Annotated in this window: 17 protein-coding genes; 3 read left to right on the top strand and 14 right to left on the bottom strand. The window is 44.8% G+C overall.

Annotated features, from left to right (window positions below; all coding sequences use genetic code 11):
* The first annotated feature begins 31 nt into the window (after positions 1-31).
* Positions 32-802: a sulfite exporter TauE/SafE family protein gene (locus R7E51_RS11675; RefSeq protein WP_206958239.1), complete on the top strand. Its 771-nt coding sequence runs from the start codon at positions 32-34 to the stop codon at positions 800-802.
* Between the two features lie 293 nt (positions 803-1,095).
* Here the strand turns inward: R7E51_RS11675 and R7E51_RS11670 are convergent, their stop codons facing one another.
* The 14 genes from R7E51_RS11670 to sctW form a co-directional block, all read right to left on the bottom strand.
* Positions 1,096-2,067 (bottom strand): TAXI family TRAP transporter solute-binding subunit, encoded by a 972-nt coding sequence (locus tag R7E51_RS11670; RefSeq protein WP_005388171.1) that lies wholly within the window; start codon positions 2,065-2,067, stop codon positions 1,096-1,098.
* A 259-nt stretch (positions 2,068-2,326) separates the two neighbouring features.
* The gene (locus tag R7E51_RS11665; RefSeq protein ID WP_017821699.1) at positions 2,327-2,692 is read right to left on the bottom strand and encodes a hypothetical protein; all 366 of its coding nucleotides are present in this window, start codon (positions 2,690-2,692) and stop codon (positions 2,327-2,329) included.
* A gap of 353 nt (positions 2,693-3,045) precedes the next feature.
* The gene (gene vopD, locus R7E51_RS11660) at positions 3,046-4,050 is read right to left on the bottom strand and encodes a type III secretion system translocon subunit VopD (protein ID WP_172563236.1); all 1,005 of its coding nucleotides are present in this window, start codon (positions 4,048-4,050) and stop codon (positions 3,046-3,048) included.
* A 10-nt stretch (positions 4,051-4,060) separates the two neighbouring features.
* On the bottom strand, positions 4,061-5,260 hold the full coding sequence (vopB, locus tag R7E51_RS11655) for a type III secretion system translocon subunit VopB (protein WP_172563235.1): 1,200 nt from the start codon (positions 5,258-5,260) through the stop codon (positions 4,061-4,063).
* A 7-nt stretch (positions 5,261-5,267) separates the two neighbouring features.
* Positions 5,268-5,753 (bottom strand): SycD/LcrH family type III secretion system chaperone VcrH, encoded by a 486-nt coding sequence (gene vcrH, locus R7E51_RS11650; protein WP_005377258.1) that lies wholly within the window; start codon positions 5,751-5,753, stop codon positions 5,268-5,270.
* 12 nt (positions 5,754-5,765) lie between these two features.
* On the bottom strand, positions 5,766-7,589 hold the full coding sequence (locus tag R7E51_RS11645; RefSeq protein ID WP_275259329.1) for a virulence-associated V antigen: 1,824 nt from the start codon (positions 7,587-7,589) through the stop codon (positions 5,766-5,768).
* Between the two features lie 10 nt (positions 7,590-7,599).
* Positions 7,600-7,884, bottom strand: a complete 285-nt coding sequence (locus R7E51_RS11640; protein WP_054867031.1) for an LcrG family type III secretion system chaperone — start codon at positions 7,882-7,884, stop codon at positions 7,600-7,602.
* A gap of 60 nt (positions 7,885-7,944) precedes the next feature.
* Complete coding sequence (locus R7E51_RS11635) at positions 7,945-8,358, bottom strand: LcrR family type III secretion system chaperone (protein ID WP_206958234.1); 414 nt, start codon at positions 8,356-8,358, stop codon at positions 7,945-7,947.
* Positions 8,358-10,484, bottom strand: a complete 2,127-nt coding sequence (gene vcrD, locus R7E51_RS11630) for a SctV family type III secretion system export apparatus subunit VcrD (protein ID WP_086013006.1) — start codon at positions 10,482-10,484, stop codon at positions 8,358-8,360. The genes R7E51_RS11635 and vcrD overlap by 1 nt, the downstream gene beginning before the upstream one ends.
* Positions 10,468-10,809, bottom strand: a complete 342-nt coding sequence (gene vscY, locus R7E51_RS11625) for a type III secretion system chaperone VscY (protein ID WP_005377248.1) — start codon at positions 10,807-10,809, stop codon at positions 10,468-10,470. Before vscY ends, vcrD begins: the two co-directional genes overlap by 17 nt.
* Before the next feature lie 5 nt (positions 10,810-10,814).
* The gene (gene vscX, locus R7E51_RS11620) at positions 10,815-11,192 is read right to left on the bottom strand and encodes a type III secretion system protein VscX (protein WP_064368455.1); all 378 of its coding nucleotides are present in this window, start codon (positions 11,190-11,192) and stop codon (positions 10,815-10,817) included.
* Positions 11,189-11,563, bottom strand: coding sequence for a type III secretion chaperone SycN (gene sycN, locus R7E51_RS11615; protein ID WP_005388159.1), 375 nt, complete (start codon positions 11,561-11,563; stop codon positions 11,189-11,191). Before sycN ends, vscX begins: the two co-directional genes overlap by 4 nt.
* Positions 11,550-11,834 (bottom strand): TyeA family type III secretion system gatekeeper subunit, encoded by a 285-nt coding sequence (locus R7E51_RS11610; protein ID WP_005377239.1) that lies wholly within the window; start codon positions 11,832-11,834, stop codon positions 11,550-11,552. Before R7E51_RS11610 ends, sycN begins: the two co-directional genes overlap by 14 nt.
* Positions 11,815-12,708: a type III secretion system gatekeeper subunit SctW gene (gene sctW, locus R7E51_RS11605; protein ID WP_005388156.1), complete on the bottom strand. Its 894-nt coding sequence runs from the start codon at positions 12,706-12,708 to the stop codon at positions 11,815-11,817. Before sctW ends, R7E51_RS11610 begins: the two co-directional genes overlap by 20 nt.
* A gap of 185 nt (positions 12,709-12,893) precedes the next feature.
* On the opposite strand from sctW, the gene vscN reads away from it, so the two are divergent.
* Positions 12,894-14,216 (top strand): SctN family type III secretion system ATPase VscN, encoded by a 1,323-nt coding sequence (gene vscN / locus R7E51_RS11600; RefSeq protein WP_005377237.1) that lies wholly within the window; start codon positions 12,894-12,896, stop codon positions 14,214-14,216.
* Positions 14,213-14,674 carry a type III secretion protein gene (locus tag R7E51_RS11595; RefSeq protein WP_005377236.1) on the top strand — a complete coding sequence of 154 codons (462 nt, stop codon included), beginning with the start codon at positions 14,213-14,215 and terminating at the stop codon, positions 14,672-14,674. The genes vscN and R7E51_RS11595 overlap by 4 nt, the downstream gene beginning before the upstream one ends.
* The last annotated feature ends 8 nt before the right edge of the window (positions 14,675-14,682 follow it).

Raw genomic sequence — 14,682 nt, 5'->3', positions numbered from 1 at the left:
ACAATAAAAAAGAACATAACAAGGATTGTTTATGCTTTTAGAACTCTCACTTTTATTCATTGCTGGCGTAATTGGTGGGATCATTAACTCCATAGCGGGAGGCGGAAGCTTTATTACTTTTCCGGCTCTATTGGCAGTTGGTGTTCCTCCTATTATGGCTAACGCAACAAACACATATGCTTCATGTGCGGGTTACATTAGTGGAGCCGTCGGGTTCAGAGAAGAGATCATGAAGAACAAGCATGAACTGCTGTTCACAGTCTCATTCAGTTTAGTCGGCGGCGCTGTCGGAGCATATCTGTTGCTCAACACGCCAGAATCGCTATTTATGGAAGCTATCCCTTGGTTACTTTTATTTGCCACCGTGCTCTTTCTCACCGGTTCTCGTTTAACAATGCTAATCAAAACTGTCGCGAAAGAGCACAAACATGCTGGCATACTCGGAGCAATCGCGTTGGGTTTACTACTTGTTGGTGTCTCTGCTTACGGTGGTTTTTTCAACGCAGGTTTAGGGGTTATTGTTCTGAGCTATCTGGTAGTAGCTGGCCACCAAGACATTAATTTAATGAACGGTTTGAAATTGCTCGTATCTACGTGTGTTTCACTCATTGCTATCGTGATTTTTGTTGCCAATGGCTCCATTGACTGGCGCACAGGTAGTGTTGTTTTGGTCGGTACGTTGGTAGGTGGGTATCTTGCAGCTCGTGTATCTCGTCAACTGAATCCCAATCATGTTAAAGGGTTTGTTGCTCTTTCTTCTATTCTCATCACTCTCTACTTTTTCATTGATGTTTATGTTTAAGCAAAACTTGTACAAGTGGATAACACTCCTACAAAAACACCAGCGCGAAAGATTAATGCAGATAGCTTAACGATTTTTTGTGTCACTCCAGCGAGGTTAGGAATCTAATAGCACTACACTGAGCGGCTAATGAAACCATTTTGATCACAAAGTGCTCGGATGGAAAAGCCTGTATCACGCTCCTTCGTCGCTGTACAGGATGACGAGAGATAGAAATATGCCACTCGCAGTTAAACGAGTGGCATTGATCGAGAAAGATGGCGTTTTACATCAATAATAAGAGAGGGTAACGCTTACTTAATCAGCCCTACTTCTTTGTAGTATTTGAGCGCACCTGGGTGAAGAGGCGCAGATAAACCGTCTTTTACCATTTCCTCTTTCTTCAAGTTTGCAAACGCTGGGTGGAGACGGCGGAAATCATCGAAGTTTTCAAATACCGCTTTAACCACGTTATAAACCACATCTTCTGGTACCGCAGTAGAAGAAACAAACGTCGCGCCCACACCAAAGGTTTGAACATCACTATCTGTGCCACGATACATACCACCCGGGACATTTGCGACACGATAGAAGCTGTTGTCTGCAACCAGCTTTTCTACATTAGGTCCAGCTACCGTTACGATATTACTATCACACGACGTAGTGGCTTCTTTAATCGCTCCACTTGGGTGACCAACGGTATAAATCATCGCATCAATTTTGTTATCACAAAGTGCTTTTGATTGCTCTGCTGCTTTTAATTCAGAGACAAGCTTAAAGTCGTCGTTACTCCAACCATACTGGTTCATTAGCACTTCCATAGTACCTCGCTGACCAGAACCAGGATTACCAATGTTAACGCGCTTACCTTTCAAATCATCAAAAGTTTTGATGTTCGCGTCTTTACGTGCAACGACAGTAAACGGTTCTGGATGAACGGAGAATACGGCGCGTAGCTCTTTAAAAGGCCCGCTTTCTTCAAACTTACTGGTTCCTTTGTAAGCATGATACTGCCAGTCTGATTGCGCGATACCGAGGTCCAATTCACCAGCACGAATAGTGTTGATGTTATAAATCGATCCCCCAGTACTTTCTACCGAACAACGGATACCGTGATCTTCTCGCGATTTGTTAACCAAGCGACAAATAGCGCCACCAGTCGGATAATAAACCCCTGTTACTCCACCGGTACCAATCGTGACAAACGTTTCCTCCGCAGACGCAGAAAAGCCTGTTGTGAGTGCCGCCAAAGAAGCCGCAAGTGCGATTTGCTTAAACTTAAACATTGAACATCCCTTTTACTTGTGTTGATGACCGTTTAAGTATAGCAACCGTTAACAATTTGATAACGTTTGAGTTCTCATCCTTGGCGGTTAGCTTAGTAATCACCATTTTATTGGCATATTCTGCCGTTATATAATGGCTCTATATAAGCGTAAACCGTATAGTCTAGAAAATTAAATCTTTAGACTGATATGTCCATTCTAAATTATCTATTAAATAGAAATACTCAGGTCAAATTACTATAATCTTGTTAAATAACCTTTATTCTATATAAATATGATGAGTTATAACTCCAGCCAGAAGACATGATGTACTTGAAATAAATAATACGAATGAGAGAACAAACAATCGTTGAATATGAATTGGAACCTTATCCCTCTTCTCTAACATTTTATATCGTTTCGCATGAAAAGTGCTCAGAAAAACAGTTCCATATTGTAGTACTCCGTGACCTGATAAGAATATATTCAGAGTGTAGTATCGAACTCCATTATCAAGAGCATCTTCAAGATACTTCAACCACTTGGATTTCAAATAAATAACAAACAAAAACCAAGCAAATATACCTAAAATTCCAACCGTAGTCAGATAAATCACTAAATCTGATGCTAAACTTATATCTTCCATCTTCGACTACTTATTAAGTTGAGTTTTATATAATTCTGTTCCCAAATACTCACCAGTCGAACTACCATATTTTGTTATTGAGTATCTAATTACACCCTTCACTACAAAAAATTCTTAAACACACTTTTTGTGAATAATAATGGCACTTTAACTTAATTTTACGCAACAAGGCTACTATGAAGTTGTTAGCTTTGAGCTGAGTTCAACAAAAACAGTAACTTTTATGCAATGTAACTCACTACGTTATATTGCTTTACAAACAAATCACCCAGTAAATATCCGTATCTAGTTTAGATAGCTGAAATAAAAAAAGCGTTGTATAAACAACGCTTTGTAGTTAGTGAAACGGATGGTTACACCGTTGGGACTGACGCTCGCCACGCTTGGTTCTGGCTATCTGAGATAGATCGGAACAAGTCACGTAGCTCTTTCAATAAGCCTTCTTGGAAACTAATGTTTTCATCGGCTTTCTGTTTGGCTGCTTGTGCGCGAGTCGCTTGTACTTCATCATCTTTGCTGCGCGCTTGCGCTTTGGTTTGCTCTACATTCGATGCTGAGTTTGCCATCTGGCCCAAAGCTTGAAGAATCGCGTTCTTTGCTTGGTTTGAGCTCATCAACTTATCGAACTTACGGCCACCACTTGTCAGCTGCGCTGTCGTGTCTGCGATATTGTCTTTCGCTAGTGAGTGCGCACGCTTAACCTGATCTTGCTGAGTTTTAGACAAGCTATTGTTATTTAATAACTCTTCTGCTTGATCGAAGCCAGCTTTTTGCGTTTTCAGTACATTATTGCTCGCCATTTCATTCTTGATTTCTTTCCCTGCTTTGAAAGAACCAAGGGCACCAATAATTGCGGTAGCACCCGCTAATACACCCGAAACGACTGCCATCGCGATCATTGCGCTTGCCGAGTTGTTGAGTTCTGCCGCTTGGCTTTCTAAACTCGCGACGTTTGCTTCAACAGCAATTTCACGTTGTAGCACTTGCTGCTCACGGCTCAGCTTTGATACTTGATACAACAATGTTAATAGCGTCAACGATTGTGATACCGCATCTGATGGTGACTTGATCACCTCCTCACCGTTGAGCGCTTTCATCGTTGTGCTCATTAATGAGCTCACCGTCGGTGCAAGAGCGCTCATTAGGTTTGCAACAACTTGAGCTTGGTTACTCACTGTAGGAGCTTTAGGTGTCTCTAACTGGTAGCGTGCTGCACCAGAAACACCTGACTCACTTTGGCTTTTAACGGCGCCCGCTTCAAGCTTTGTTTCCGGCGCTTTTTCTGCTTTGTTGGTTTTTATGGTATCGCCTAAACCGTATAGTTCACCACGACCCGTTCCGCCTACTTTATCTAGCATAATAAACTCCTTATACCGTTGCAGGACGGCTTAACACCGTTTGCATAGTTTCACTTTTCGCTTGAATCATTTGCATGATGAGGCTCATCAACTCTTGGAAGTCTTCCATCAACTTACCAATCTCTTCTTTGAGCTTATCAATGACAGCCTGGCTTAACGTCATTTTGGCTCGAAGGTCTGTGATATCAGCCTGAATCTCTGTCACGTGAGCACTGTTAGCAGCATGGACACTGTCCGTTGCGCCTTTCCCCACATTGACGGCAAGATCGACGGTTTCTGCGCCATAACGAATCGCTTTCGCTGTTGTTGTCGCAGCTTTTGTGCCCATATCCGCCACTTTCGCCATGTTTGCAGCGGCTTTCGTAGCGATTTCCGTGACCTTTTGAGCTACCTTACCAGCACCTTTTGCTGCAAGTTTCGCGATACCGCCAGCTGCTGCACCACCAAACGTCACAACAGCTCCAATAACCGCGACGGCGATTTCTAATGCCATTACGACTTTGTTTAGCACATCGACATTTACGCCCGCTTCTTTTAGCGCATCTTGAACGGCTGGCTCTTGCAACGCCATGCTCACTGCTCCCATAACGCCACCAGCGATCATAAGTGCACCGGCTGCTGCACCAACACCCGTTGCCACCATTACGGCACCAACAACAATAGAAACCACCGCACTGATCCAACCAAAGATCTTCGCTGCTAAGCCTGATTTTTGGGCTTCTTTTGCAGCGGCTTCCGATTCTTTGATTTTGTCTTGGTTTTCCACCATCTCTTTTTCGTGCTTAGCTTTGGCGACCTTCACTTCCTGAATTTTCAGCTCGTTTTGAGCACTTTTCAGTTTATCCGTGATAGCAGCAAGCTCTACTTCAAAATCATCAGCAGATCCTGCGATGATTTTGACGGCAATCGAACCTGTTTGGTCTGCAACTGCATGGAGAGATTTTGCAATGGTATCGACGATCTTTTGCAGCTGTGTCATGGCTTTTAGCGTCAAATCATTCACTTTGTCACTAACAGCTGCGTTGGGTGCATCTAACTGAACTTTTACTTTTCCGGTGTTCAGTACATCTGCATCTTTACTCTTCACGTTTTCTACCGTCACAGAAGGCGTCGCTGTAGACGCCGTTTTCTGCACGTTATCTAACGTGGCTTGGCCAGATTCAGGGCTATAAACCTGTGTCTGGATGCGGTCAAGTGCAATAGAACTCATAGTCTAATTACTCCTTTTTATTTCTCACCGCTTCTAACATGATGCCTGCACGCTCATGCAAATCTGCATATTGTGATTTTCCGGCAGACATCTCCTTCGCGCTGTAAAACCCACTCTCTGCTTCTGTCAGTTGTTCCAGTTTCAGGTGACATTCAGCAGAGTGAAAAGGTGGGCGTGGATCATTTACGTCCACTAGCGCTGCGTAGCTGTAGGCGTCTATTGCCTGCAGATACTCACCCAACTCCTGACGAGCCGCGCCAAGGCCAATGAAAAATCGCGCCTGATAATGATCAAGCATGCTGAGTAATTGAAATACTTTCGCTGCTTGCTCAATCTTTCCCGATTGGAAAAAGTTGTAACCTACGGCATAAATGTGTTCGATGGTGTCCTGAGACACATCGTGCAACATTTTTAGCGTGCCTCCCTCTTCCAGAAAAGACAGCAGCTCTTCTGCTTGCATTTGGGATGGATCGGTCGCGTTTGTTTTAGTCATGGTTGGTTATCCTTAAATGGCTCGTAGGATTTCTTGTAAAATACTGTGGTACTTCTGAACAAACTTGTTCATCGCTTCAACGGTCGAGTTGTATTGAGAACTGGTGTCGTTCAGCTCAGTGGTTTTGATTTGCACTTCATCGTTAAGCAACTTGGATTTAGCACTGACAGAACTAGAAAAATTAGACAGTTTTTTCGACTTCTCTTCGTCTTGGTACGACGCACCATCACCGATAGTAATACCTTGTGTTTGAAGGAAGTCTCGATGGTTTGTTATCTTATTATCCGTCAAATACTTGTACTCAGGTGAAGCTTCAAAATCCGTTTGATTGCTGTAGTTAAAGTCACTCGCTTTGAAGTTACTTTCTGGATATCCCGGTTTATAAACCCCATCAACACTTTGCGTAGAGTGAATTTTTGATTGCACAACACCAAAAACTTTAAGCTGTATTGTGAGATCCTCTAATGCCTCTTTCTGGTCATTACGTTTCTCTAAACGGTTAACACGACGCTCATTTAGTGCAAGCAGCACTTGCTCATCAAAACGGTCTCCGATGCTGGACTCAACAACGGCCAACAAATCACGAGCCGTTAGAGAGTGCTCTGCTCTCACCTCGCGATCCGCTTTCTCTTTATCGGTGATATTGAGTAGACGCTCTTTCAATGCTCCTAAGTTCTTGCGCAATGCCTCGTATCGCTCAGTAAATGAAGCCCCGGTAGATTCACCTTTTACTATTTTTTCAAACTGTAATCGGATATCTCGTTCGGTGTTTTCTTTGATCAAATTAACTTGAGCTGCCGTTATTTGTGTCTTTTGGACATCGGCTATCGCGCTGTCCTGGTAAAAGTCGTCGATTTCTATATTTGTTAAACTCACCGCGAAGTTGGCGAACAGACTAGAAAGGGTCAAAGGCTCAGTTCCACCAATGACAGTATTAAGTGCTGCTTTTAGATTGTTCGTTCCACTCGCCTCACCATAAGCTGCGCTATATTGGCCTTTCACTTGAGCGGCCATTTCATCTAACGCTTCTTTAAGCTGCTGTTTAGAAATACCAGGAGTCCAGGTAATTCTGCTAGCTAGCGAACTTGCGTCATCGGTGCTTAAAGTAATACCGATGCCTTGAAAACTACTTTTTAATTGAGCTGAGACTTGAAGAGCGAAACTCTCTTTAGTCAACAGAAAGTCCGAGCTCTTCAGCTGCGCGAGATTAACGGAACCTAGGCTACTAAAGGCATTGCGAAGAAAAGAAATAGAAGCATCTCTCACTTCACGGGAGCCCATTTGATTAGCAAGCTCTGCAACAAAAAGAGAAATTTCTTTGGTGGCATTAGCCAGACCTGTCTCGGAGAGGTTGGCGATCTGCTCCGCTTGGTTACCCTGAGTGCCCAGATTAAATTGACTAACAAACTCAGTAGATAACGAGCTATCTACGTTTTCCGTCAGTAACTTACTAAACCAAGACTGAAACTGATTTGATAGCGTTTGGTTTGTTTGAGCATTAAACTCGGCTGCGGTTAATTCGCCATCTGAGTTAGCACTTTGTAGCGACTTTATCCAAACAGATGCGGTGTCGGTCAATGATATATCAGCAAACGCGTTATTTTTCGCTTTTAGGTTTTCAAGTGTATCAACATAAAGCGCGATGCTTTGTGATTCCGTTTGTCCCGAGATAGTTGGCAATGAAGAGATTAGAGAGGCAAGTTGCTGAGTCTCTGCTTCACCCAGTACAGGGGTAAATGCCTCTATCAAGTTTTGTTGGAAAGTGGGTAATGGTGCACTACTCGCAGCTGTGTCTGTTGCTCCTGTCGTAGAGCCAGTCGTTTTCATATTCGTCATTTCCAAACCTCTAAATCATCATGCCGCGCATCACTGTGGGACGCTTTCTGCGTTTACCTGACGTACCTTGTAGCTGATTTTGTTGTTGCCGGCGGCGCTGGACTTCGTCTATTAGCTCTTGCTCTGCACGTTTCATGGTATTTACTGGCGCTTTTATACCGCCAAGTAAAACATCACCCGCAACAGGACCAACACCTAAGCCTTCCAATAGCTCGTTAAAAATATCGGTTCTGTCTTCAGCTTTTCTAATGGCAAGCTCAGCGTTCTCAATCGCATCGGTAAACGGTTGCTTCATCTTGATTCCTATCTTAAAGCGGGTCATCTCATCGGTGCTGTCAGTAACAGTCGTGAGTTTTTACTTTTTCAACTTTTTCAAAGGTCTATAATCTGCTAGGCGTAAACAGTACCAGTCGTCTAGCTCATCATGGCTTGCACCGCATGCTTTTAGATAGAACTGTGCCAATCGCTGGCTGCTCATGTTGCTACCACGTAACACATCGACGTTGCCGCGAATGACCCAATCGGAGGGATAAAGTTGAATGGCATGTTCAGCCAAGAGAAATAATCCGGCAAAGGGGTTACTCAACCCCAATTTTGGACGAACGCGTTTCAGAAGAACGATGATGATTTCACCGTCCTCCACCCGAAAAACGAGCTCTAAGCCCTCAACTTCAATTCGATAACCAAGTTGAATTTCACTTTGTTGCCAAAAGTATGGCGTCACTTCGAGCCCCGCTTGCGCCAGCGAGAGTATTAGTTTTGTTTTCATTACATCCCCACCCTTCCAAGTGGCTGAATATTGATTTGCTGGGTTAGTTCTTGAAATGACAAAACGGGCAGATCGTAGTATTCCGATTCAATAAGCTTTCGCACATATCGGCGTACATCCATAGACACAACTAGCACAGGTTTATTCGGCATGCGGCTTAAGTCACCAATGGTCTGTTTCACATCACTGACAAATTGTTGCGTTACTGACGGGTCTAACGCCAAGTAACTCCCTGCTGAGGTTTGACGAATACCGCTGCGTATTGTGTCTTCGAGATTTTGATCCAATAAGTAAGCGGGCAACATGTTTTGTCCGCTCGCGTATTTGTAGCAAATGTAACGTTTTAAGCTGGAACGAATGTACTCCGTCAGCTGTACAACATCTTTCTCTTTTTGGCCCCACTCAACCATCGCTTCCAAGATCACGCGAAGGTTTCGGATAGAAATGTCTTCAGAAACCAAGCGTTGCAAGATTTCCGTCATTTTTTGCAACGGAACAATACGCTGGGCCTCTTTGACTAGCTCCGAATAACTGCCTTCCATCTGCTCCAACAGATAACGCGTCTCCTGAATACCAATAAAGTCTTGTGCGTACTCCTTGAGAACATGAGACAAGTGGTACGTTAAAATTCTGTCGGGTGTGAGAAAACCGACATGACTGGCTACGAGTTTTTGCTCATAACTCTGTGCCACCCAAATGCTAGAAATACCAGGTAGAAAATCTTCATCTTGCTCATAAGGCACGCCTAATAAATCGATCTGTTCATTCCCTTCTGTCACCAAGAGTTGATCTTTAACAATTCGTCCTCGTGCAACCGGGACTTCTTGTAACTGAATTAAGTACTCGCCATTTTGCATCCCCTCGTTAAAGCGCAGGTGGATGCCTGGGAAAGGCACGCCTAGGTCGAGATATAGTGCGCGCCTCACCCTTGCTAGCTCTTCATTTAATGCGACTGCTTCCAAGCTTTCCTGAAGGCTCGCGTCAAGATCAATCAACAGCGGGACCGTCATGGCGAACTCTTCTTGCTCACCTAACTTACCTTTACTGTTTCTAGAAGGCGTAGGTTTGCTTGGCTTCGCTGCTGGCGAACCGGCCCCTTGCGAAACAAAGCTTGATAAGTCGGTGCTATCTGATTCAGCTTGTTTTTTCTGTTGATAGAAAAGGAAGAAACCACCACCACCAACCACGGCGGCCAAGACCAGAAAAGTGATTTTTGGAAACCCAGGGATGAGTGCGAACAGCACCAAAAGCACACCACCAATAAGAAGCGCACGTGGCTGAGCAATGACCTGCCCACCAATGTCCGACCCAAGATCAGAAGAATCTTCATGAGAAACACGCGTCACGATAATACCGGCGGTAATCGCGATAAAGAGTGCCGGGATCTGCGATACCAAACCATCGCCAACGGTCAAAATCGCAAACAATTCAAGTGCTTCAGAAGCACTCATGCCTTTTTGCGTTACCCCGATCGTGACGCCACCTAAGATGTTGACCACAATGATGACCAGACCCGCAATGGAGTCGCCTTTAACGAACTTCATCGCGCCATCCATCGAGCCATACATTTGGCTTTCTTTTTCAATCAGTGATCGTCGGTGCCTAGCTTCGTGTACGTCAATTACTCCGGCACGCATGTCACCGTCAATACTCATCTGCTTACCAGGCATCGCATCGAGTGAGAAGCGCGCACTAACTTCTGCTACCCTTTCTGAGCCTTTGGTGATCACCATAAACTGAACAATGGTAATGATCAGGAACACAACGATACCGACCACTAAGTTACCGCCCACAACGAAGTTACCGAATGTATAAACGATTTGACCAGCATCGCCTTGTAGCAAGATCAAACGGGTTGTCGTGATAGATAAAGACAGACGAAACAATGTCGTGATCAATAGCACCGCAGGAAATGCAGAGAACTCAAGTGGCGTGGTGATGTAAATCGCTAACATAAGCAGCACCACTGCAATGCTCATGTTGGTGCCAATCAGTACATCCACCAGTGCGGTAGGAAGTGGCAATATCATCATAAAGACGATCGCGAGTAACATCACCGCAAGCATGATGTCTTTGCGTTGCCCTACTTTGTTTAGAATATCGATCAACTTATTCATGTGATTCACTATTTAAAGATTGCAGATAGCGTCGGTGCGCTTGGCGTGCCCCATCGACGTCATTTTGTTTCCAACGCGCTTGGCTTAAACAAAACCAGAGTCCTGCCGAGTCAGGATGAAGGTCGGATTTTAATAAGTGCTCACACACCTCAATCGCCCGGGTATATCGACCACTTTGTAAACACGCCACAGCAAGTGTTTGCATCGCCTCTTTGTGCTGCGGTTCTATTTCTAGAACCGCATCGAGAATAGAAATGGCATGCTCTGGCTTTTGGTATTGAACTTGTAGCGCAGCGTGAACAAGTAAGAGTTCAATGTCTTTGGATCTCAACATGTTGGTTAGACCTGAATAAGGAGATTGAGCGCCATAGTAAGGTAACGCTGATCAAGTTGTGTACTTTGTAGCGTTTCGGATGCTTTGATAAAAGAAACGGAGCCTGAGTCCTGTGCAAGAACTTGCAGCTGAGCCAACGTTTCATCGAACTGTTGGCGGTACTTTTCTGGACGCAACAATTCTGAGTGCAACAATTTTGGCTTGGTTAACGCGATTAGGTATTGGTCTGAAGGCCTGAGGTCATAGAGCTTCTCTAAATGCGTAGCGACCGCCTGTCCATCCGGAAGTAATTGAAACCGTTCAGGGAAATCGGCCTTAACCTCACTATGAGTAACATGCGTGAAGGCTTCTATGCCTACGTTTAAAGTGCTAACTCGAGTCATGAGCCTGCCACATCGTTATGTAGACGAGCCAAAAGCGTAAACGCTTGCTCTAAGGTCGGAAGTGTTACTTCTTCTCCTTTTAGCCTTGCTGAAAAAACCAGAGTTTGCTCATCTAACAAGCCGGTTTTAATTTCGAAAGGCCAGCCTTGATCGGCATGACACAAACACAGTGCACTTTGAATCATGTCACTGGTTTGATGCCAAGATAACGCTCGAGACAACATCAAGAATAACTGCTCACCCTGTCGCTCAATATGCAGCGTACCACTTTGCTCAAAATCCAGCTGCACCCGTCCAGCTGATGAGAAATCGACGGCATCGAGCCCCATTCCTCGGCAAAATTCATCGACGGATGCATCAATCCAACTCATCTTCCCACGCTTCCTCTTCTTCTATATCAATGGCTTCGTCTAGCGCCTTTTGTACCGCTTGGATTAAATTCTGTCGTTGTTCTTCATCGGCGAATACGTCAATTGGGATTGCGCGAACTAACTTATGGAACTCTCGAAAAAAATCGATTTTTTGTTCTACCGCCGTCAATTCCATTGCGTTGGCGACTTTCCATATCTCATCACTGCTTACCCATCGCTGCTCTACCAACGCAATCACATCAGCCATCAAATTAGAAACTTGATAAGCCATAATTCGTCCTTTCCGGTTTAAACATTTGGAACAGCTGATTCACACGATCTTGCAACGTATTTAGAGTTTTGAGTTTTTGCATATCGGACATCAACCACTGCAACTTAACCGAATCGATACTGCTACCTTGAACACTAAGATCTGCACTCATGCCTTGCAGCATAAAGTCAACAGCAGTCGATACCTCCTGCTCACCAAAGCGCGCCACTACATCTTGATAAGCCGCGCCGAGCCCTTGATAACTATGAACGGTATCGCGGTAGAAGCCGCGCAGCTGATGCAAAGAGCTAAACTCTTGCTCTTGGCTGTATTCATCAGCAAAATTTGAGACACGGATTTCCGTATCAATTTGAGACCATGTATCTGGGTTTTGCTCGATTCTTAGAAGTGCTTGGTCAATCAGCGCTAGTAGGTGTTTACTTTCTGGACTCGCACTCAAAAACTTTTTAACGGCTTTTAGGGCGAGGTATTGATGGCTTTTCTCCTCGGAAAACCCATTCAAGTAGGCTTGTAATTGCGCGATGGTCGAGATATTTCCTCCCGCCATTTTTGTAGCCAAATCTTTGATCTTTTGATTCTTTTCAAGATCAGGGACTTTTCTTAAATAGTCCGAAACGAGTTCATGTGCTTCATTAACTCGAACACCACTGTCTTTCACTTTGCGCTTGGTCAGATCTTTCTCTGCTTTTTCGGAACCGAGTGAAGTGAGTTCTTCCATCGCATCAAAAAGTGATTGTGTGGCATTGTGAACACGGACGGTTTCACCGCGATAATTGCCTTTTTGTGAAACGTCGGGGCGAGACGATTCCAACCCGTTTTGGATAGACGCATCAAACTTTGGATTTGTTGCGATATGATTGTTGATAATACTCATTCACTTGCACTCCTTCCGCACAATACAGGCGAATTATAGGAAGTGCGCTTTTTTGAAGCTGTCAAAATCAGACGTGTTTTTTTAGTGCGCTTTCAGTTTTCTAAAAACTCCCGACTGATATTCACTATAAATTGATTCTTATACTTTCTATCCTCTCAGCATCAATCATTGCGCATATTTTTACCTTGAACGATTTCTCATACATCACTGATATCCAACAATCTGCGATTAAACACACGCGTTTGATCCAAATTCGCGGGCGCGTTACACAAGTCACCGGCACCATTATCAAAGCTGTCGTCCCTGGCGTTCGTGTAGGTGAACTGTGTGAGTTGCGTAATCCCGATCAAACTCTGTCTTTGTTAGCGGAAGTGGTTGGCTTCCAGCAGCATCACGCTCTGCTCACCCCGTTAGGAAATATGTTTGGGATTTCCTCAAATACAGAAGTAAGCCCAATGGGCAAAATGCACGAAGTGGGTGTTGGCGACCACCTGTTAGGTACAACGCTTGACGGGCTTGGACGTCCTTTCGATGGTACGCAGAGTCAGGAACCAAGTGCTTGGTATCCTGTTTATCGCGATGCGCCACCACCAATGCAACGTAAACTAATTGAAAAGCCAATCTCTCTTGGCGTTCGATCCATTGATGGGCTACTGACCTGTGGTGAAGGTCAGCGCATGGGTATTTTTGCAGCGGCTGGTGGGGGTAAAAGTACCCTACTGGCAAAACTGATTCGCTCCGCAGAAGTTGACGTGACCGTTCTCGCCTTAATTGGTGAACGCGGACGCGAAGTACGCGAGTTTATTGAGCATGACCTAGGCGAAGAAGGAATGGCCAAATCGGTTTTAGTGGTCGCTACCTCTGATCGCCCAGCAATGGAGCGCGCCAAAGCCGCTTTTGTTGCCACTTCTATCGCAGAATATTTTCGTGACCAAGGTAAACGCGTGCTACTGCTGATGGATTCTGTAACGCGTTTCGCCCGCGCACAGAGGGAGATTGGACTAGCCGCAGGCGAGCCACCAACACGACGTGGCTATCCGCCTTCCGTTTTTGCCGCTTTGCCAAAGCTGATGGAACGAGCTGGACAATCAGACAAAGGATCAATTACAGCACTGTACACCGTGTTGGTGGAAGGTGACGACATGACAGAGCCTGTCGCGGATGAAACTCGCTCCATTTTAGATGGGCACATCATTCTCTCGCGCAAGCTTGCGGCAATGAACCATTACCCCGCCATTGATGTACTTCGGTCAGCAAGCCGAGTGATGAATCAAATCGTTGAACCCGATCATCAGGCGTCTGCTGCTCATATTCGCGAAATGTTAGCTAAGTATGAAGAAGTTGAGCTGCTAATCAAAATTGGCGAATACCAACATGGCGCAGATAGCCTAGCAGATATGGCCATTGCACAAAGTGATGATATACGCGCCTTTTTACGCCAAGGCACTCATGAACCAAGCGATCTTGATGGCGCTATCGCTCAACTTAAAGGGATGGCGAAACAATGATAGAACGTTTATTAGAAATCAAAAAAATTCGCGCTGACCGTGCGGATAAAGCCGTCAAGCGTCAAGAATACCGAGTGTCAAACGCCGCAGCACAGGTTCAAAAGGCCGAACGTTCTGTCGCGGACTATCACGTTTGGCGCCAGGAAGAAGAAGAGCGACGTTTTGCTAAAGCAAAACAACAAACGCTCGTTCTCAAAGAGCTGGAAACATTAAGACAAGAAATCGCGTTGTTAAGAGAGAGAGAAGCCGAACTTAAACAACGTGTGGCCGAGTCAAAAAAAGCGCTTGAAATCGAACGCTCGGCACTTAAAGAAAAGCAAAAAGAGGCGCGACAAGCCCATAAAACCAAAGAAAAATTCGTTCAGTTGCAGCAACAAGAAGTCGCGGAAAAATCGCGAGAAAGGCAATACCAAGAAGAACTCGAACAGGAAGAGTTTCGCACTGTCGACATTATCTAAAGGTTCAC

Source organism: Vibrio sp. Vb1166, assembly GCF_033338695.1.
Taxonomy (GTDB): Bacteria; Pseudomonadota; Gammaproteobacteria; order Enterobacterales; family Vibrionaceae; genus Vibrio; species Vibrio alginolyticus.
This window is presented reverse-complemented; position numbering and strand designations above follow the sequence as displayed.